Origin of the sequence: Roseovarius lutimaris (assembly GCF_900115165.1) — a bacterium.
In the GTDB taxonomy this organism is placed as follows: domain Bacteria; phylum Pseudomonadota; class Alphaproteobacteria; order Rhodobacterales; family Rhodobacteraceae; genus Roseovarius; species Roseovarius lutimaris.
Window position 1 is genome coordinate 104,988 of sequence record NZ_FOVP01000009.1, and the last position, 17,158, is coordinate 122,145.

General features: G+C 62.7%; 23 protein-coding genes. 9 read left to right on the plus strand and 14 right to left on the minus strand.

Annotated elements, in window-relative coordinates:
• Nucleotide 1: 1 nt before the first annotated feature.
• Nucleotides 2-229: a DUF6732 family protein gene (locus BMZ91_RS09545; RefSeq protein WP_092837661.1), complete on the minus strand. Its 228-nt coding sequence runs from the start codon at nucleotides 227-229 to the stop codon at nucleotides 2-4.
• A gap of 301 nt (nucleotides 230-530) precedes the next feature.
• Here BMZ91_RS09545 and BMZ91_RS09550 point away from each other — a divergent pair, with 301 nt between their 5' ends.
• On the plus strand, nucleotides 531-1,520 hold the full coding sequence (locus BMZ91_RS09550) for a glutathione S-transferase family protein (protein WP_092837664.1): 990 nt from the start codon (nucleotides 531-533) through the stop codon (nucleotides 1,518-1,520).
• Between the two features lie 31 nt (nucleotides 1,521-1,551).
• On the opposite strand, the gene BMZ91_RS09555 is transcribed toward BMZ91_RS09550, so the two are convergent.
• Nucleotides 1,552-1,953, minus strand: a complete 402-nt coding sequence (locus BMZ91_RS09555) for a (R)-mandelonitrile lyase (protein ID WP_092837667.1) — start codon at nucleotides 1,951-1,953, stop codon at nucleotides 1,552-1,554.
• A gap of 246 nt (nucleotides 1,954-2,199) precedes the next feature.
• Between BMZ91_RS09555 and rpmB the strand changes: the two genes are divergently transcribed.
• From rpmB to BMZ91_RS09570, 3 genes are all read left to right on the plus strand, one after another.
• Nucleotides 2,200-2,490, plus strand: coding sequence for a 50S ribosomal protein L28 (gene rpmB, locus BMZ91_RS09560; RefSeq protein WP_092837670.1), 291 nt, complete (start codon nucleotides 2,200-2,202; stop codon nucleotides 2,488-2,490).
• A gap of 109 nt (nucleotides 2,491-2,599) precedes the next feature.
• Nucleotides 2,600-2,947: a hypothetical protein gene (locus BMZ91_RS09565; protein ID WP_143076322.1), complete on the plus strand. Its 348-nt coding sequence runs from the start codon at nucleotides 2,600-2,602 to the stop codon at nucleotides 2,945-2,947.
• Between the two features lie 47 nt (nucleotides 2,948-2,994).
• Entirely contained in the window at nucleotides 2,995-3,474 is a 480-nt protein-coding gene (locus tag BMZ91_RS09570) for a copper chaperone PCu(A)C (protein WP_092837676.1), read from the plus strand.
• A 21-nt stretch (nucleotides 3,475-3,495) separates the two neighbouring features.
• Here BMZ91_RS09570 and BMZ91_RS09575 read toward each other — a convergent pair whose 3' ends face one another.
• Complete coding sequence (locus tag BMZ91_RS09575; RefSeq protein WP_092837855.1) at nucleotides 3,496-4,188, minus strand: NAD-dependent deacylase; 693 nt, start codon at nucleotides 4,186-4,188, stop codon at nucleotides 3,496-3,498.
• Nucleotides 4,189-4,432: 244 nt separating this feature from the next.
• Between BMZ91_RS09575 and hisD the strand changes: the two genes are divergently transcribed.
• The 4 genes from hisD (at nucleotide 4,433) to BMZ91_RS09595 (ending at nucleotide 7,534) form a co-directional block, all read left to right on the plus strand.
• Complete coding sequence (hisD, locus tag BMZ91_RS09580; protein WP_092837678.1) at nucleotides 4,433-5,725, plus strand: histidinol dehydrogenase; 1,293 nt, start codon at nucleotides 4,433-4,435, stop codon at nucleotides 5,723-5,725.
• Nucleotides 5,726-5,729: 4 nt separating this feature from the next.
• Complete coding sequence (cuyB, locus tag BMZ91_RS09585; RefSeq protein WP_092837681.1) at nucleotides 5,730-6,410, plus strand: cysteate racemase; 681 nt, start codon at nucleotides 5,730-5,732, stop codon at nucleotides 6,408-6,410.
• Nucleotides 6,411-6,578: 168 nt separating this feature from the next.
• Nucleotides 6,579-7,139 (plus strand): TetR/AcrR family transcriptional regulator, encoded by a 561-nt coding sequence (locus tag BMZ91_RS09590; RefSeq protein ID WP_092837684.1) that lies wholly within the window; start codon nucleotides 6,579-6,581, stop codon nucleotides 7,137-7,139.
• 65 nt (nucleotides 7,140-7,204) lie between these two features.
• Nucleotides 7,205-7,534 carry an META domain-containing protein gene (locus BMZ91_RS09595; protein WP_342741942.1) on the plus strand — a complete coding sequence of 110 codons (330 nt, stop codon included), beginning with the start codon at nucleotides 7,205-7,207 and terminating at the stop codon, nucleotides 7,532-7,534.
• A gap of 25 nt (nucleotides 7,535-7,559) precedes the next feature.
• Here BMZ91_RS09595 and recO read toward each other — a convergent pair whose 3' ends face one another.
• The 11 genes from recO to folK all read right to left on the minus strand — a co-directional run bounded on the left by recO (nucleotide 7,560) and on the right by folK (nucleotide 16,408).
• Entirely contained in the window at nucleotides 7,560-8,297 is a 738-nt protein-coding gene (recO, locus tag BMZ91_RS09600) for a DNA repair protein RecO (protein ID WP_092837690.1), read from the minus strand.
• Nucleotides 8,298-8,368: 71 nt separating this feature from the next.
• The gene (locus BMZ91_RS09605) at nucleotides 8,369-8,701 is read right to left on the minus strand and encodes a DUF1491 family protein (protein WP_177193831.1); all 333 of its coding nucleotides are present in this window, start codon (nucleotides 8,699-8,701) and stop codon (nucleotides 8,369-8,371) included.
• A 78-nt stretch (nucleotides 8,702-8,779) separates the two neighbouring features.
• On the minus strand, nucleotides 8,780-9,682 hold the full coding sequence (gene era / locus BMZ91_RS09610) for a GTPase Era (RefSeq protein ID WP_092837696.1): 903 nt from the start codon (nucleotides 9,680-9,682) through the stop codon (nucleotides 8,780-8,782).
• Nucleotides 9,679-10,365, minus strand: a complete 687-nt coding sequence (rnc, locus tag BMZ91_RS09615) for a ribonuclease III (RefSeq protein WP_092837699.1) — start codon at nucleotides 10,363-10,365, stop codon at nucleotides 9,679-9,681. Before rnc ends, era begins: the two co-directional genes overlap by 4 nt.
• Nucleotides 10,362-11,192, minus strand: coding sequence for a signal peptidase I (gene lepB / locus BMZ91_RS09620; protein WP_092837702.1), 831 nt, complete (start codon nucleotides 11,190-11,192; stop codon nucleotides 10,362-10,364). Before lepB ends, rnc begins: the two co-directional genes overlap by 4 nt.
• Before the next feature lie 64 nt (nucleotides 11,193-11,256).
• Nucleotides 11,257-11,670: a holo-ACP synthase gene (gene acpS, locus BMZ91_RS09625; protein ID WP_092837705.1), complete on the minus strand. Its 414-nt coding sequence runs from the start codon at nucleotides 11,668-11,670 to the stop codon at nucleotides 11,257-11,259.
• A 96-nt stretch (nucleotides 11,671-11,766) separates the two neighbouring features.
• Complete coding sequence (locus BMZ91_RS09630; RefSeq protein WP_092837708.1) at nucleotides 11,767-12,519, minus strand: pyridoxine 5'-phosphate synthase; 753 nt, start codon at nucleotides 12,517-12,519, stop codon at nucleotides 11,767-11,769.
• 38 nt (nucleotides 12,520-12,557) lie between these two features.
• Entirely contained in the window at nucleotides 12,558-13,220 is a 663-nt protein-coding gene (locus tag BMZ91_RS09635; protein WP_092837711.1) for a DUF2062 domain-containing protein, read from the minus strand.
• An 11-nt stretch (nucleotides 13,221-13,231) separates the two neighbouring features.
• Nucleotides 13,232-15,373, minus strand: a complete 2,142-nt coding sequence (locus BMZ91_RS09640) for a RelA/SpoT family protein (protein WP_092837714.1) — start codon at nucleotides 15,371-15,373, stop codon at nucleotides 13,232-13,234.
• A gap of 30 nt (nucleotides 15,374-15,403) precedes the next feature.
• Nucleotides 15,404-15,757: a DNA-directed RNA polymerase subunit omega gene (gene rpoZ, locus BMZ91_RS09645; RefSeq protein WP_092837717.1), complete on the minus strand. Its 354-nt coding sequence runs from the start codon at nucleotides 15,755-15,757 to the stop codon at nucleotides 15,404-15,406.
• Nucleotides 15,758-15,835: 78 nt separating this feature from the next.
• Nucleotides 15,836-16,408, minus strand: a complete 573-nt coding sequence (gene folK, locus BMZ91_RS09650; RefSeq protein WP_425441561.1) for a 2-amino-4-hydroxy-6-hydroxymethyldihydropteridine diphosphokinase — start codon at nucleotides 16,406-16,408, stop codon at nucleotides 15,836-15,838.
• Nucleotides 16,409-16,543: 135 nt separating this feature from the next.
• Here folK and BMZ91_RS09655 point away from each other — a divergent pair, with 135 nt between their 5' ends.
• Entirely contained in the window at nucleotides 16,544-17,116 is a 573-nt protein-coding gene (locus BMZ91_RS09655) for a LabA-like NYN domain-containing protein (protein ID WP_092837723.1), read from the plus strand.
• Nucleotides 17,117-17,158 lie beyond the last annotated feature (42 nt).

Below are 17,158 nucleotides of genomic sequence, written 5' to 3' on the forward strand. Positions count from 1 at the left end.
GTTACGCCTCCTGCACTTCGTCGTCTGTGGCCTCGTCGCCGGTCTCATTGTCAGAGGCCTGCGCATCCTTGCGCGCTTTGAGCCCGGCCCACAGACCGATGGCAATCGCCGCCCCGAGGGCCGCCGCGCCAAGCCAATGGCCATGGCCCGCAACCTCGGCCATATGGCCAGGGTGGGCCTGGGCGGCGGTGGCCGCGAGTAAGGTGATCGCAATGGTGGCAAACTTCATGAGGGGTCCCCCTTTTTGGTCAGGCGCGCGGTGCCGAAAAAGGGTGAGAGGGGCCTTTGCCCCAGACGATGCGACAGCGGCCCCCGATATGGGTCAGCCAAAAATCGCACACCTTTCCGGCCCATCCACGGGCTTCGTCTTGCCCCGCTTATAGGCGGGCGGGCCGGGGCGTGCAAACCAAGAAGCGCCGCGCCTGGCCTTGATTGCGACATGTGCAGCCCTGCACGTCCTCTGCGCGGTGCCGGGCCTTATCCGAGCCGCGGCTTCAGCCTAATTTCCAGGCAACAAAGGAGATCAGCACATGGGCCAACTGGTAAAAGGCGTCTGGAAGGACGAGTGGTATGACACCGAATCGACGGGCGGCAAATTTGTCCGCTCGACGGCGGCATTTCGCAACTGGATCACCGCGGATGGTGGCCCCGGCCCGTCCGGCGCGGCGGGCTTCAAGGCGCAATCGGGGCGGTATCACCTCTATGTGTCCTATGCCTGCCCCTGGGCGCATCGCACGTTGATCTTTCGCGCCATCAAAGGGTTGAGCGATCATATCGGCGTCTCGGCCGTGCATCCCGACATGATGTCCGAGGGCTGGGAGTTTCGCACCGATTTCGAAGGCGCGACCGGCGACACGCTTTATGGCCTGCCGTTTGCCCGCGATCTATATCTCAAGGCCGATCCAGAGATTTCGGGTCGCGTGACCGTGCCGATCCTCTGGGACAAAGAGCGCGAAACGATTGTCTCGAACGAATCGGCAGAGATCATCCGCATGTTCAACAGCGCCTTTGACGACCTGACCGGCAATCGCGACGATTACTGGCCAGAGGATCTGCGGGCCGAAATCGAGCCGGTGAATGCGCGGATTTACGACACGATCAATAACGGCGTCTACAAAGCCGGTTTTGCCACCAGCCAGGAGGCGTATGAGGCCGCCGTTTATCCGCTGTTTGATAGCCTTGACTGGCTTGAGAACCGCCTTGCCACGCATCGCTATCTGATGGGCGCGCGTGTGACCGAGGCCGACTGGCGGCTGTTTACCACGCTGATCCGGTTCGATCCGGTCTATCACCTGCATTTCAAATGCAACCGCAGGCGGATCGTGGATTACCCCAACCTCTGGGGCTATCTGCGCGAGCTTTACCAATGGCCCGGCGTGGCAGAGACGGTGAATTTCGAGCATATCGTGCGGCATTATCACTATAGCCACGACACGATTAACCCCAACCGGATCATCCCGATCAACCCACAGCCCGATTTTGACGCGCCCCACGGACGGGATCATCTGGTGGCAGGTTGACCGGACCAACAAGGCCAAAGGTGGCGCACCCTCAGTCCGGGGTGCGCCCATAATCCGCGTCGCTGACATGCTCAAGCCACTCGGCGACCGAACCGTCCAGGGCCTCTTGGATCGCCAGATGGCACATCATCCGGTCCGCGGTGGCGCCGTGCCAATGCTCTTCGCCGGGTGCAATCCACACCGTATCCCCGGCGCGGATCACCCTTGGCGCGGCGCCCCGCAGCCCGACAAGCCCGACCCCCGACAGCACATGCAATGTCTGACCCAGCGGGTGGGTATGCCAGGCGGTGCGCGCGCCCGGCTCGAACGTGACACGCAGGGCGCGCACCCTTGCGGGGGCCGGGGCCTCGATGATCGGGTCCTGCCAGACACGCCCGGTGAACCAGTCGGACGACGCAAGACGGCTGGGTTTGTCGCTGGTGAAAATCTCCATGATCGGCTCTCCTTGGTGGTGTCCTTGCATGGTAGCCTGATATCCGGTCACTGCAACGTCACCCTGCCTGCGCCCGGTCCAAGGCATGAGTGCGGGCAGCCGACCAATTTACGCGTCGAATCCCTTGACGCCCCGGCGCTTTGGGCCTAAAGACCCCAGACGGAATTCGGGGCGCTGCCGTTGGCGGTGCCCGTTTGTATTAAGAAGGGCCACGACGCGCCCTGGACCCAAGACGAGGATGAACCCATGTCGCGCCGCTGCGAACTGACCGGAAAAGGCCCGATGGTTGGCAATAACTCCAGCCACGCCAACAACAAAACACGTCGTCGGTATCTGCCGAACCTCAACGATGTAACGCTCCAGTCCGAAACCCTGAACCGTGGTATCAAGCTTCGGATCACGGCTGCGGCTCTGCGCAGTGTCGATCACCGGGGCGGGCTTGATGCCTTTCTTGCCAAGGCCAAGGACGACGAGCTGTCGACCTCTGCGCTGAAGGTCAAGAAAGAGATTGCCAAAGCCCAGGCCGCCGCTGCCTGAGCTGACGCGCTTTGACTGAAAGTCATGAAACAGCCCTGCCCATATGCGGCAGGGCTGTTTCCTTTTGTCGCTTGGCAACCCCCCTCGGCGCCCCCTATATCAGGGCGTGATGAAACCGCTTCGCCCCATATTGGCCCTTTGCCTTTGCACGCTAATGGCGCTGACCAGTCAGACCATGGCGGTGGCACGCGGCGCGCCTGCCCCGGCGGGCACGATGGTGCTTTGCACCGGCACCGGGCCGGTGACGGTTCTTGTGGATGCCGACGGCAAGCCGACCGGCGCGGTGCATATCTGCCCGGATTGCGCGCTTGGCCTGTTTCACGCCCTGCTGATCGGCCCGCATGACATGCCGCGCCTGGCAACCGCCACGGCGCTTGATCGCTTTGAAACCGCTTTGGAAATCGCAATCGCGGCACGCGCCGCCTTCATGGCCCGCGCGCCCCCTGCCCGCGTCTGATCGCACAAACTCACCCCTTTACTGTGACAGCCAAAAGGAGAGGCGCAATGTCCCTCAAATCCACCCTGTTCGCGGCGCTCGCCGTCACCACACTTGGCCTGCCGGTCTTTGCCCAGGACATCGACATCATGGACCCCTATGCCCGCAGCGCAGGCCCAATGGCCAAGACCGGCGCGGCCTTCATGCTGATCAACAACAATGGCGATGCCGATGATCGCCTGATCGACGTACGCTCGCCCATGGGCAAGCTGGTGCAGCTTCATACCCATATCCAGAACGCCGAGGGCGTGATGAAAATGACCCATGTCGAAGAAGGTTTTGTCGTCCCCGCGGGCGGCACGGCTGTCCTGCAACGCGGCGGTAACCACGTGATGTTCATGGGCCTCGATAAAGGCTTTGAGATGGGCGATACTGTGCCGCTGACGCTGGTCTTCGAGAAATCCGGCGAGATTGTCGTTGATGTCCCCGTCGACCCGACCCGCAAGCCCAGAGAGGGCCACGGCAAGATGCAGGGCTCCGGCAACTGATCCGGGCGACGCGGTGCGGGCCTAACCGCCAAGCACCGCGTCAACCCATTCCGGCACGATCACCGAGGCGCGCCCCAATCGCGTCTCGGCAAAATCGCGGGTGTTTTGCGATGCCTCAAGGTTGATCTCGATGGTATGCGCCCCCGCCCGCCCGGCATGCTGGGCAAAGGCCGCCGCCGGATAGACATTGCCCGAGGTGCCAATCGCGGCAAACACATCCGCCTCTTCCAGATGTTGCCAGATCGCCTCCATCGCATAGGGCATTTCGCCGAACCACACGATATCGGGCCGGGTGCTTGGCGCGGCGCACACCGGGCAGGCATCATGCGTCGCCATCACCATCGGCGCAGGCCAGCGCGCCCCGCACCCTGCACAAAGCGCGCCCGTCAAAGCGCCATGCATATGCAGAACCGCACGACTGCCTGCGGCCTCGTGAAGGGCATCGACATTCTGGGTCACAATGACCACCTCACCGCGATGCCGCTCTTGCAAGCGGCTTAACGCCAGATGCGCCGCATTGGGCGCAACCTCGGCCGCCTGCGCGCGGCGGGCGTTATAGAACCGGTGCACAAGGTCGGGATCGCGCGCAAACGCCTCTGGCGTCGCCACATCCTCAATCGCGTGCTGCGCCCAAAGCCCGCCTTCGTCGCGAAACGTCGAAATCCCGCTTTCCGCCGAAATACCTGCGCCTGTCAGAATGACGATCTTTTCCACGGCGTCCCTCCTGCCTGTCCTGCGCCTTGAAACCTGCCGGAAAGGGCCCGCGATGACCAGTGCAATCCGCTTTGTCTGGCGTTGCAAGTTCTGGCGCGCGCGGGCTTTGTGCGGCCACCAGGGCGCCCCCTTCGGGATTTCCGAAAGCCGCTTTCGGCCCATGGAAAAACCCGCCGGTCCGCGTGCCAAACTGCTTGCCCGGCGGCCGCTGGCTACGTCATGCATAGGGTAAGGAGACCTTGCCATGCCGATGACCTATCTGAAATCCGCCCCCGGACAGCCCCCCGAAACCGCCGCCGATGTGGCCGATACCGTGCAGGTGATGCTGGCGCGTTTGCGCAGCGGCGGCGCGCAGGTCGCGCTTGAATATGCCCGCAGCCTTGATGGCTGGCAGGGCGAAATCACCGTGACCCGCGATCAGATCACGGCGGCAAGCGCCCGCGTGCCCCAAGCCCTCAGGGACGACATTGATTGGGCGCATGACAATATCTCGCGTTTTGCCGAGGCACAGCGCGCCACCGCCCAGGACATGCAGATCGAATTGCGCCCCGGTCTGATCGCCGGTCAGCGCCAGATCCCGCTTGGCGCGGCGGGGTGTTACGTGCCCGGCGGACTTTATAGCCATATCGCCAGCGCCCTGATGAGCATCGCCACCGCGCGGGTCGCGGGTGTGGCCGATATCACCGCCTGCTCACCGCCCTGCGATGGCAAGGCCATTCCCGATGCGATGCTCTATGCGATGGATATCGCCGGGGCCACGCGCATTCTGACCATCGGCGGGGTGCAAGGCATCGCCGCCCTCGCCTTTGGCCTTTTCGGGGCACCGCCCGCCGATATTCTTGTCGGTCCCGGCAACGCCTATGTCGCCGAGGCCAAGCGCCAGCTGTTCGGCCCCATCGGCATCGACATGTTCGCAGGCCCTACCGATAGCCTGATCCTCGCCGATGTGACTGCCGCGCCCGAAACCGTCGCCGCCGATCTTGTGGGACAGGCCGAACATGGCGCCAATTCGCCGGTCTGGCTTGCCACCACCGATCGCGTGCTTGCAGATGCTGTGCTGGATCGTATTTCGGCGCTGATCGCCGCTCTGCCAGAGCCGAACAGAACCGCCGCCGCCACCGCCTGGGCCGATCTTGGCGAGGTCGTCCTTTGCGACACCCCCGAGGATATGGCCCGCTTCGCCGACACCCGCGCCCCCGAACACCTGCATGTGCAGGCGCGTGATCTTGACTGGTGGCGCATCCGGCTGCGCGCCTATGGCTCGCTGTTTCTGGGCGAGAAAACCACCGTTGCCTTTGGTGACAAGGCGGCCGGCCCCAACCACGTTCTGCCCACCTCGGGGGCGGCGCGCTATACTGGCGGGCTGTCGGTGCACAAGTTTCTCAAGACCGTCACCTGGCAAGAGGTCGATGATCGCGCCCTGCCCGATCTCGCCCGGGTCACCGCCAGCCTGAGCCGCGCCGAGCGGATGGAAGGGCACGCCCGCAGCGCCGATATCCGCCTTACCACCCCCACAATTGAGACAGCAACTGGCTAATGCCATGAAAACCGTGGGCATTCTTGGCGGCATGGGCCCCGAGGCAACGATCCTTTTGATGCAGAAACTGCTGGCCGCCGTGCCCGCGCGCGACGACGCCGATCACCTGCCGCTGATCGTGCATCAAAATCCACAGGTGCCAAGCCGGATCGCCGCGCTGATTGACGGCACCGGCACCGATCCCGGCCCGGTTCTGGCGCGGATGGCGCGCGATCTGCACGCCGCAGGGGCGCAGGCGCTTGCGATGCCTTGCAACACCGCGCATCACTATGCCCCCGCCGTGATCGCGGCGACGCCCCTGCCCTTCCTTGACATGCTGGACCTGACGGCGGCGGCGCTTGCCGCCAAGGGGGGCAAACGCATCGGCATGCTGGCCTCGCCCGCCACCCGGCTCGCGCGCGTTTTTGACGCGCCCTTTGCCGCCCATGGTCTGACGCCGGTCACCCTGCCCGACGACGGCGAGTTGCTCGCCATCATCCGCGCCGTCAAGGCGGGCGAAACGCCCATAGAGCTTGGTCCGCGTCTGCGAGACCAGGCGCAGATGCTGATCGCTGAGGGCGCCGATCACCTGCTGGTCGCCTGCACCGAGCTTTCGCTGATGACCGATGCCCTGCCCGCCAATCCGCCCTGGACCGACAGCCTTGATTGCCTCTGCGCAGCCATCGCGGAATTTGCCCAAAGCTAAGGCGCGAAAAAGCGGCACAATCGCCTCTCCTGCGTCCCTTCCCGGTTCTTCTTGGCAAAAATACTCAATACCACGGCCGCCTCCAACGACCCCACCCCGGGCATGATGCGACGAAGCGTGACACAAGGGCATCTTGCGGCATTGCAGCATGAGGCGTATGGCTGCGGGATGAGCACAGAACGCCGCCCCCGACTGACCCGTACCGACTGGCTTGTGGCCGGGTTCGCGGCGCTTTGCGATCAGGGGCCGGGCGCGCTTGGGGCCGAGCCGCTGGCGCGGCGGGTGGGGGCAACCAAGGGGTCGTTTTACTGGCATTTCACAGATGTGCCCGCCTATAATCTGGCCCTTTTGGAGCTATGGGAGAGTGCCGCGCAGCGGGCCCTTGCGACCTGCGCGCAAACCGATGCGACCGACGCGACCCGCCTGCGCGCCACCGCCCAGATGATTGCCGCGACATCCACCAGCGACACACCGGCCTTGCGCGCCGAGCCTGCGATCCGCGCATGGGCGCGCGACGATGCGAGCTGTGCCGGCGTGGTGACCCGGGTCGACGAGGCGCGGCTGCACCAACTGCGCGGCCTTCTGTCGGCCTGTGATATCGGCAACGGCGAAATGGCGCGCATTCTTTATGCCAGTGCCATCGGCATGGAAGAGTTGCACGACCGCGACGCGGCGCAGAATGCAGACGCGATCGGCTCGCTTGTCGATCTGGTTCTGGCACTCCGGTAACCCGCATGCGGCTTGCTCTTCTCCTCTCGGCTCTCACTTTGTTTGGCGCCTGCAAGGACGAAACCGTGACCGGCTACGGTGGCGATGACGCGACCTGGACCCTGCAAAGTCTCGACGGACGCCCCTTTGGCGCCCGTGCCACCCTGATCTTTCCCGAGGAGGGCCAGATCGCCGGACAGGCGCCCTGCAACAGCTATTCGGGCCAGCAAACCGCGCCTTACCCGTGGTTTGCAACCACGGGCATTGCGGCCACCAAACGCGCCTGTCCCGAGCTTGCCGACGAGACCCGCTATTTTGCCGCCCTGGCGGAGATGACCCTTGTCGAAGTGGTGGGCGATATCCTTATCCTGAGCAATGACACCGGGCGCGAGATGATCTTTTCCGCCGCCGAGTGATGCCAGCCCGCGCGAGGCGGCCTCGTCAGGGCCGATGAGCGCGTTGCGCAAACCGGTCAACGAATCTCTGGCGTGCATCCGGCAGCGGCTTGTTGCCAAGCTCGGGCGCCAGACTGTTGCGCAGGAAATGCCCGGTCAGCTCGAACCCCTGCAAAATCTCGGCGTCAGGCGCGGGCCCCTGCCGCAGCATGCAGGGCGGCAGCGGCAGCAACCGATCGGCCCAATCCCCCGCGCCTGCGCGCGACACCGCCCGCCCGCTGCGCGGCGAGACGAACGACAGGTCATTGGCCTGCGACCCCATCACCGCACAGGCGCGCAGATCAAGACCAAAGCCCATCTCTTCCAGCAAGGCCACTTCCCAATTGAGATAGGCCAGCGGCCAGATCTCGGGCTGATCCAGCAGGTCAAGCAATGTCTCGGTGCGCCGGTAAAGCGGCAGGCAGGCCTCACGCTCGGGCAGGCAAAACAGCAACAGCGCGGTGACGGCATTCAGCCCCGCCAGCGCCAGCCTGTCGCCTATCGCCGCGCCTGCGCGCGAGCGCAGCGGCTCGACCCGGAAGGTGCCGATGTGATCCTCAAGCCGCGCGCGCCATTCAAGATCAAGCTGGGCACCGGGTTGCAGGACCGGAGCGAGTTTGCGCGAGGCACCACCGCGCACCACGCCGGCATGACGCCCGCGCAGGGGCGTCAACACCTCGATGATCGCGGCGTTTTCGCCGTGCCTGCGGCTTGCCAGCAATATCCCCTGATCGCGCCAGTCCATCACCCGCTCCCTGCGCCTCGCTCCGCGCCATTGCACACCAGACGATGCGCCCTGCCAAGCCCCTTGGTATCTCAGTCCGAAAGGCCCGGTTCATCGAGCAGGTGGCGCCCTGCGCGATCTTCGACCTCAATCACCCAGACATCGGGGTCAAACCCGCGCTGGCGGGTGATGGCGGCGTCAACATCCCATTCGGCGCCCTCGGCCAGAACCACCCAGGCCCGCGCGCCGGACATCAGATCGAACGACCGCTGATAGGCGCGCGCCTGACCGTCGAGCGTGTTGAGTTTGACCAGCACCGCGCCGCCGGTATCATCACCATGCGCCACGACAAAAGCGGGAATATCGACAAGCCGAAGCCGCGCGAGATAGGCCTGCACCCAGAATGACGCGGTCAGGCGCGCCATCAGGCGGCGGTGCCTGTCGTGCGCGCGGACGCCTCCGGCGGGAGTATTTCTCCCAAGAAGAAGCCCCGGCGCATGGCCCTAGTTTCCGTCCTTGAAATTAAGGCCCATTTCCGAATAGCGCTCGGAGTCTTCAAGCCAGTTGGGACGCACCTTGACCTGAAGGAACAGGTGAATGCGCCGGTCGAGGAATTCTTCAAGCTCTTCGCGGGCAGCCTTGGAGACGGCTTTTATCGTCTCGCCGCGGTTGCCAAGGATGATCCCCTTGTGGCCGTCGCGCATCACATAGATGACCTGGTCGATCTTGGCCGAGCCATCCTTGCGCTCTTCCCAGTTCTCGGTCTCGACGGTGAGTTGATAGGGCAGTTCCTGATGCAGGCGCAGCGTCAGCTTTTCGCGGGTGATCTCGGAGGCGATCATCCGCATCGGCAGATCGGCGATCTGGTCTTCGGGGTAAAGCCAGGGGCCTTCGGGCATCTGCTCGGCCAGCCAGGCGCGCAAATGCTCGACACCGTGGCCTTTTTCGGCGGAAATCATGAAGGTTTCCACAAAGGGAAAGCGCGCGTTCATCTTTTGGGTCAGAGCCAGCAGAACCGGCGAATGCACCCGGTCGATCTTGTTGATGGCAAGCGCCACCTTGCGCCCCTTGGCGATATCGCCGAGGCCCTCAAGGATGCGCTCGACACCTTCGGTGACGCCGCGATGCGCCTCGATCAGAAGCACGACAACATCGGCATCAGCCGCCCCGCCCCAGGCCGCCGCCACCATCGCGCGATCCAACCGGCGGCGCGGCTTGAACAGACCCGGCGTGTCGACAAAGACCAGCTGGCTTTCGCCCTCCATCGCGACGCCGCGAATGCGCGCGCGGGTGGTTTGCACCTTATGTGTGACGATGCTGACCTTGGCCCCGACCATGCGGTTCAGAAGCGTTGATTTGCCTGCATTGGGTTCGCCGATCAAGGCGATGAAACCGGCGCGGGTCATGTCTGTGTTTCCAATCTATCCAAAAGGGCGCGGGCCGCCGTCTGTTCGGCGTGGCGTTTTGATCCGGCGGTTGCACGGGCGGTTTCGCCGCTTTTCAGCCTTGCCTCGATCGTGAATTGCGGGGCGTGATCGGGCCCCGAGCGATCCGCTTCAACATAATCGGGCGGCGGCAGGCCACGCGCCTGCGCCCATTCCTGAAGTGCCGTCTTGGCGTCGCGTGCATCATCCTTGACCGTGCCGACGCGCGCGCCCCAAAGCCGAAGCACCAGATCGCGCGCACCCTCGAACCCGCCGTCAAGGTAAACGGCGGCAATCACGGCCTCCATCGCGTCGCCCAGGAGCGCCTCTTTGCGCCGACCACCCGACATCATCTCGGAGCGGCCAAGCTTCAGGACCACCCCAAGATCGACCTCGCGGGCAACATCGGCGCAGGTTTCCTTGCGCACAAGCGCGTTGAAACGCGGTGCAAGCTGGCCCTCGGTGGCGCCCGGATCATGCGCCAGAAGTGCCTCGGCCATCACCAGGCCCAACACCCGGTCACCGAGAAATTCAAGCCGCTGATTATCATCGCGCGTCGGCGAGGACATCGAGGAATGTGTCAAGGCCCGCACCAGAAGCGCGGGCCTGGAAAACTGATAGCCCAACCGCGCCTCTAGCGCTTTCATGTCGCCGGAAAGCTTCAATCGAGCCTCTTGAAAAAGCGGTCGCTGCGCCAGGTCCAGAACGCCAGCATCGAGCGGCCCGCCGAGGAAAAGATCACCCGGTTGGCGCGACCGATTAGGTTCTCAAAGGGCACAAAGCCAACTCCGCCCACCGCCGCCGGAAAGCGCGAGTCGGTCGAATTGTCACGATTGTCGCCCATGAAAAAGTAATGCCCTTCGGGCACGCTGAAGACGCCGGTGTGATCGGCGCGCTGATCGCCGATATTGATGATGCTATGCGAGCGCCCGTTCGGCAATGTCTCGATCTGGCGCGACTTGATGCAAGTGCCGCCCTCCCCCACAACGCCGTTCTCACAGCGCGGGCGAATGCCCATCGGGCCCTGGCGGCTGAACTCTTCGACAAAATCGGGTGCAGGCTCAAGCTTGACGGCGACATCGTTGATATGAAGCACGCCATCCTTCATCTGAATGCGATCCCCGGGCAGGCCGATCACCCGCTTGATGAAATCGGTGCCATCGGTGGGTTGGCGGAACACGATGATATCGCCGCGCTCGGGCTCTGAGCCGAAAATGCGGGTGTTGTCACCATCCAGAAAACCGCAGATATCCTTTGCATCCACATCAAGCCCGGCAAAGCGGATCGACGGGCAGGACGCATAGGAATAGCCGTAGGCCATCTTGTTCACGAACAGGAAATCCCCGATCAAAAGCGTGTCTTTCATCGACCCGGACGGAATCCAGAACGGCTGAAAGAACAGGGTGCGGAACAGGCCCGCTATTACAAGCGCCCAGAATATCGTCTTGATCGTTTCGACGATGGAATTTCCTTTTTTGGCGTCAGGTGCCATCGGGTTTCTCCGAAATTAGCTGAATAAGCGGTCCCGCGCTACATGCGGTGCGCGCGGCGGGGTGTCAAGCCGGAGGGGCGGCAATCGGGTGGGCCTCGATCACCACAAAAGCCTGCGCCCAGGGGTGATCATCGGTCAGGGTCACATGGATGATCGCCGCGTGGCCGGGCGGTGTCATCTCGGCCAGACGCGCGGCGGCCCAGCCGGTGACCTGCATCACGGGCTGGCCGGTCTCAAGATTGCTGACGGCCATATCGCGCCAGGCGATGCCCATCCGCAGTCCGGTGCCAAGCGCCTTGGAACAGGCCTCTTTCGCGGCCCAGCGTTTGGCGTAGGTGCCCGCCACATCGGCGCGCCGTTCGGCCTTGGCCTGTTCGACAGGGGTAAAGACGCGATTGCGAAATCGGTCGCCAAAACGCTCAAGCGTGCGCGCGATCCGCTCGATATTGGCAAGATCGGTGCCGATGCCAAGGATCATTCGGCACCCACCGTTCGGATCAGCAGAAGATCATTGCCTGACATCACACACCCCTTTCACGCCGATCACGACATGGTCTTGCATCCAGCATAAAAATCAGGCCTCGCGCGCCTCGTCCATCAAGCGGCGCATCTCGCCGATGGCCGGGCCGAGGCCGCGAAAGATCGCTTCGCCGATCATGAAATGCCCGATATTGAGTTCGGCCACCTCGGGAAAACCCGCGACCGGCTTTACCGTGTCATAGGTAAGGCCGTGCCCGGCATGCACCTCAAGGCCAAGCGAATGGGCGTAGGCCGACATCTCGCGCAGCGCGGCAAGCTCGGCGTCGCGCGCATCAAACCGGCCCTCGGCATGGGCATCGCAATAGGCCCCGGTATGCAGCTCGATCACCTGCGCGCCGATCCGGTGCGCGGCCTCGATCTGGCGTTTGTCGGCGGCGATGAAAATCGACACCCGGCTTCCGGCCTCGCGCAGCGGCGCGATGAAATGCGCCAGCCGGTTTTCCTCGCGCGCGACCTCAAGCCCGCCCTCGGTGGTGCGTTCTTCGCGCTTTTCGGGCACGATGCAGACCGCGTGCGGTTTGTGACGCAGGGCAATCGTCTGCATCTCGGGGGTCGCGGCCATCTCAAAGTTGAGCGGCACGCTCAGTCCCGCCATCAACCCGTCGATATCGGCGTCGGAAATATGGCGACGATCCTCGCGCAGATGCGCGGTTATGCCATCGGCGCCCGCCTCCTGGGCCAGCTTCGCGGCGCGCAGCGGGTCAGGATAGGCGCCGCCACGGGCATTGCGCACCGTCGCCACATGATCAATATTCACGCCAAGGCGCAGTTTCCCATCACACGGCATCGACTTTTCCTTTGTTGCAAACCGACTCGGGGTTGAACCTAGTCCTGTTTTGGCTTGGCGTCAGCCTTGAGCGCCTTTTTTTCCTTCAGCGCCTCCCATTTCGCCTTGAGCGCCCCCTTGCGGCGGTTCTGATAGGCCTGAATCACCGGCAGGCAGAGGTAATAACAGACCAGCGCGGTGATGATGCCGGGAACGATCCCGCCGATCATGTAGGGAAAAAAGACCTCGTCATAAAACACATGCAGGCTGTGCCAATCGGCCGCGCGGTCGGAAAACATCGCGACGAAATTGTTGCGCAGGTCATCGCCGGCATCCAGAAACTTGCCGCCCAGAGAGCGGCGCACTTCGTCCTCGCCGGGGCCGGTGCGCCCGAGAATGAAATGCCCGGTCTGCAAGGAGGCCACGCCAATCGGCACATAGGTCAACGGATTGCCAAAGAATGTCCCCAGAAGGGCCGCCGGGATACTGCCGCGCAGCACCCAGGCCAGAACCGCAGCGACCAGGAAATGCAGGCCATAAAACGGGGTGAACGTCGTGAAAACGCCGGCAAAAATCCCCCGCGCGATCCGGTGCGGCGGATCCGGAAGACGGTGCAGGCGGTGCTTGACATAGGTAAATGCCCGCGCCCAGCCCCCACGGGGCCACAGGAAGTCGGAAATGACCTTCCAGAATGGGCGTTTGTCACGGCGTTTGAAAACCAACAGTCGGGCTCCTAGGGTTCATGGCTTTGCATAGCCCCGGACCGGGACGGATCACGATAGCGTTCAACAGCGGCAACGTCGGTTTCAGCATCGAGCGCGGACAGCACACCATGCAGATGTTCAGCGTCGCGCAATTCCACATCTATAAGCAATCGGTAAAAATCTGGTTTCCGGTCAACAAAGATCAAGTCCGAGATATTGGCCTTCTGCTCTCCGATCAAGGTGCAAATCCGCCCCATCACGCCCGCATCGTTGCCAATCGTGACATCAAGCGTCACCGCATAAACCGCAGGGTGAGTTCCGTTGTGCCAATGCAAGTCTAACCAGCGCTGCGGTTGATCGTCATAGGCGGTCAGGGTTTCGCAATCGATCGCGTGAATGACCACGCCGCGCCCGCGATAGGTGATACCGACGATGCGCTCGCCCGGCAGCGGCTGGCAACAGCGCGCACGCTCAAAACTCTGATCCGCCTCAAGGCCGATCACCGCAAGATCGCGCGTCACCTCGTTGCCCGCATCGGGCACCAGATCGGGGTAGACCGCGTTCAGCACCTGATGCGCGGTCAACTCGGCACTGCCAAGGCGGGCGCGCACCTCTTCGGCGTCTCGCAGGCGCAGCGTGCGCGCCGCCGCCTCAAGCGCCTTGTCGGTGGCCTTTTTGCCGACATGCTCGAAGGCCGAGCGCGCCAGTTCGCGGCCCAGCTTGATATAGCGGTCACGATCCAGCTCGCGCAGGGCGCGGCGAATGGCGGCGCGGGCCTTGCCGGTGGTGGCGATATCAAGCCATGTCGCCTGCGGTGTCTGGCCCTCGGCGGTGATCACCTCGACCGATTGGCCGTTCTTGATCCGGGTCCAGAGCGGCACCCGCATGCCGTCGATCTTGGCGCCAACGCAAACATGCCCGATCCGGGTGTGAATGGCATAGGCGAAATCAATCGGCGTCGCGCCGCGCGGCAGCTTGATCACATCGCCCTTGGGCGTGAAACAGAACACCTGATCGGCGTACATCTCAAGCTTGACCGCCTCCATGAATTCGGTGTGGTCTTCTTCGGCGTCAAACTGTTCGGTGACGGATGAAATCCAGCGCGCGGGATCGACCGCAAAGGGGTTTTCGCTGCGCACCCCGTCGCGATAGGACCAATGCGCCGCGACCCCGGTTTCGGCCACGTCATGCATCTGGCGGGTTCTGATCTGAACCTCGACGCGCTTGCCATCGCGGCCCGAAACGGTGGTATGGATCGAACGATAGCCGTTCGATTTCGGCTGGCTGATGTAATCCTTGAAGCGCCCCGGCACCGCGCGCCAGCGTTGGTGGATCGCCCCCAGAACCGCGTAACAGTCGTTTTCGCTCTGGGTCACGACGCGAAACCCGTAAATGTCAGAGAGCCGCGAAAAGCCCATTTCCTTTTCCTGCATCTTGCGCCAGATCGAATGGGGTTTCTTCGCGCGGCCAAACACATCGGCGGTGATCCCGGCCTTGTCCAGCTCGTGACACATGTCGTTGGTGATCCGCTCGATCACATCGCCGGATTCCTTTTGCAGGGTGATAAAGCGGCGGATGATGCTTGCGCGGGCCTCCGGGTTGAGAACGCGAAACGCCAGATCCTCAAGTTCTTCGCGCATCCACTGCATGCCCATGCGACCGGCCAGCGGCGCAAAGATATCCATGGTTTCGCGGGCCTTCTGGGCCTGCTTGTCAGGGCGCATCGCCTTGATCGTGCGCATGTTGTGAAGCCGGTCCGCCAGCTTGACCAGAATGACCCGCAGGTCCTTGGACATCGCCATAAACAGCTTGCGAAAATTTTCGGCCTGTTTGGTCTCGGAGCTGCTGAGTTGCAGATTGGTCAGCTTGGTGACCCCATCGACAAGATCGGCCACCTCGCGCCCGAACTTTTGCTCGACGGTCTGATAGGAGGCCTTGGTATCCTCGATCGTGTCATGCAACAGCGCGGTGATGATGGTGGCATCATCCAGCCGTTGTTCGGTCAGGATGGCGGCGACGGCAACGGGATGGGTGAAATACGGCTCACCCGAGTGGCGAAACTGCCCCTCATGCATCGCGCGGCCATAATCATAGGCCGCGCGAATCAGCGCCTCGTTGGTCTTTGGGTTATAATGCCGAACAAGCGTGATCAGGTCGTCAACGGCGATCATCTGATCTGCGCCTCTGGGTGGGGGTAAGGCTTAGCCTTGACCCTGTGCTTCCATCAGTGCCCGCAGAAGTTTTTCTTCGGACATGTCATCGGTCTCGGGCTTGTCGGCCTCGCCCCCCATCAACAGAGCCATCGAATCATCTTCGGGCTCGTCAACTTCGATCTGGCTCTGGTTCGATTCGATGAGACGCTCGCGCAGATCATCCGCAGACTGGGTTTCTTCGGCGATCTCGCGCAGGGCCACAACCGGGTTCTTGTCGTTGTCACGATCCACGGTCAGCGACGCGCCGGATGCAATTTCACGCGCGCGGTGTGCGGCAAGCATCACCAGATCAAACCGGTTTGGAACCTTATCAACGCAATCTTCTGTGGTAACGCGGGCCATTTGACCTCCGAGAAATAGGGGCAGGTTTGCAAGAAGCCCTGTATTTAGGCTGTCAATACAGGATTTACAAGCAGAGAATCAGAGCAATACAACCGCATCTTTCTCTGCTTGCGGCAGCGCATCCACCATCTCCTGCACCGATTTGCCCAGGACCGGATGCACCCAGCCCGGCGCCACCTCTGCCAGGGGCACCAGCACAAAGGCGCGGTCCTGCACCCTGGGATGGGGCAGGAGAAGCTGATCGGGCGCGCGGCTGGTCTGCACATCCGGGGCCAGATTGCGCCAGGCGTTGAAGGTCGCGGCATCCGGCACCACCGTGTTACCGACCGCGATCAGGTCAAGATCAAGCGTGCGCTGCCCCCAGCGCCGCAGCCTCTCTCGCCCGAAGGCCGCCTCGACACGGTGCAAAAGTGCCAGAAGTTCCTGCGCAGTTCCGCCGAACCCAAGCACAGCCGCGCCATTCACATAGTCCGGCCCTGCCCCGGCGGGAAAACACGGCGTGCGGTAGAACCCGCTTGACGCCACGACATCTGCGCCCTCATGTCGCAGCATCTCAAGGGCCGCAGAGAGCGTTTTTGCAGGCCCACCCAAGGCAGATGGCATATTTCCACCTATTGCAATCAAGCATTGTTGATTGAATGTCATCGACATCCTATCCTTTCGATATGGTTCACGCTCTTGCGTGTCGTGTTTATGATCCCTAATTGATTTCTCTGCGTCTGTCTTGCCTCACCACTCACACACCATATCCCAGGCGGGACAGTTTACTTCGGAAGGACATTTGAAATGTTTTATAAGGATGAACGACTGGCTTTGTTCATCGATGGCTCGAACCTTTATGCTGCCGGCAAGGCGCTTGGGTTTGATATCGACTACAAGCTGTTGCGTACCGAGTTCATGCGTCGCGGTAAATTGCTGCGCGCATTTTATTATACCGCTTTGCTCGAGAACGACGAGTATTCGCCGATCCGCCCTCTGGTGGACTGGCTGCATTACAACGGGTTTTCCATGGTCACCAAACCGGCCAAGGAATACACCGACAGCCAGGGCCGCCGTAAGGTCAAGGGCAACATGGATATCGAGCTGACGGTGGATGCAATGGAACTTGCACCCTATGTCGATCATATCGTGCTGTTCTCGGGCGACGGCGATTTCCGGCCTCTGGTGGAAAGCCTGCAACGGCGGGGCGTGCGTGTTTCGGTGGTGTCGACCATCCGAAGCCAGCCGCCGATGATCTCTGATGAATTGCGCCGTCAGGCCGACAATTTCATCGAGTTGCAGGATCTCAAGGATGTCATCGGTCGCCCGCCGCGGGATGTCAGCCACGAACGCGAGCCGGTCTACGAAAATCAAGATTGAACCAATCCTGAGCCGCACCAAAGATGACGCCGAGGGCCGCCG

What these genes read in the sequence shown, in the direction of transcription:
- BMZ91_RS09570 (WP_092837676.1), top strand. Translation starts at nt 2,995, where the DNA reads ATGTCCCTCAAATCCACCCTGTTCGCGGCGCTCGCCGTCACCACACTT.
- cuyB (WP_092837681.1), top strand. Translation starts at nt 5,730, where the DNA reads ATGAAAACCGTGGGCATTCTTGGCGGCATGGGCCCCGAGGCAACGATC.
- rpoZ (WP_092837717.1), bottom strand. Translation starts at nt 15,757, where the DNA reads ATGGCCCGCGTTACCACAGAAGATTGCGTTGATAAGGTTCCAAACCGG.
- BMZ91_RS09655 (WP_092837723.1), top strand. Translation starts at nt 16,544, where the DNA reads ATGTTTTATAAGGATGAACGACTGGCTTTGTTCATCGATGGCTCGAAC.
- acpS (WP_092837705.1), bottom strand. Translation starts at nt 11,670, where the DNA reads ATGATCCTTGGCATCGGCACCGATCTTGCCAATATCGAGCGGATCGCG.
- hisD (WP_092837678.1), top strand. Translation starts at nt 4,433, where the DNA reads ATGCCGATGACCTATCTGAAATCCGCCCCCGGACAGCCCCCCGAAACC.
- lepB (WP_092837702.1), bottom strand. Translation starts at nt 11,192, where the DNA reads ATGGCACCTGACGCCAAAAAAGGAAATTCCATCGTCGAAACGATCAAG.
- era (WP_092837696.1), bottom strand. Translation starts at nt 9,682, where the DNA reads ATGACCCGCGCCGGTTTCATCGCCTTGATCGGCGAACCCAATGCAGGC.
- BMZ91_RS09590 (WP_092837684.1), top strand. Translation starts at nt 6,579, where the DNA reads ATGAGCACAGAACGCCGCCCCCGACTGACCCGTACCGACTGGCTTGTG.
- BMZ91_RS09605 (WP_177193831.1), bottom strand. Translation starts at nt 8,701, where the DNA reads ATGGCGCGCCTGACCGCGTCATTCTGGGTGCAGGCCTATCTCGCGCGG.
- folK (WP_425441561.1), bottom strand. Translation starts at nt 16,408, where the DNA reads ATGTCGATGACATTCAATCAACAATGCTTGATTGCAATAGGTGGAAAT.
- BMZ91_RS09640 (WP_092837714.1), bottom strand. Translation starts at nt 15,373, where the DNA reads ATGATCGCCGTTGACGACCTGATCACGCTTGTTCGGCATTATAACCCA.
- BMZ91_RS09545 (WP_092837661.1), bottom strand. Translation starts at nt 229, where the DNA reads ATGAAGTTTGCCACCATTGCGATCACCTTACTCGCGGCCACCGCCGCC.
- BMZ91_RS09550 (WP_092837664.1), top strand. Translation starts at nt 531, where the DNA reads ATGGGCCAACTGGTAAAAGGCGTCTGGAAGGACGAGTGGTATGACACC.
- BMZ91_RS09555 (WP_092837667.1), bottom strand. Translation starts at nt 1,953, where the DNA reads ATGGAGATTTTCACCAGCGACAAACCCAGCCGTCTTGCGTCGTCCGAC.
- BMZ91_RS09565 (WP_143076322.1), top strand. Translation starts at nt 2,600, where the DNA reads ATGAAACCGCTTCGCCCCATATTGGCCCTTTGCCTTTGCACGCTAATG.
- BMZ91_RS09630 (WP_092837708.1), bottom strand. Translation starts at nt 12,519, where the DNA reads ATGCCGTGTGATGGGAAACTGCGCCTTGGCGTGAATATTGATCATGTG.
- rpmB (WP_092837670.1), top strand. Translation starts at nt 2,200, where the DNA reads ATGTCGCGCCGCTGCGAACTGACCGGAAAAGGCCCGATGGTTGGCAAT.
- recO (WP_092837690.1), bottom strand. Translation starts at nt 8,297, where the DNA reads ATGGACTGGCGCGATCAGGGGATATTGCTGGCAAGCCGCAGGCACGGC.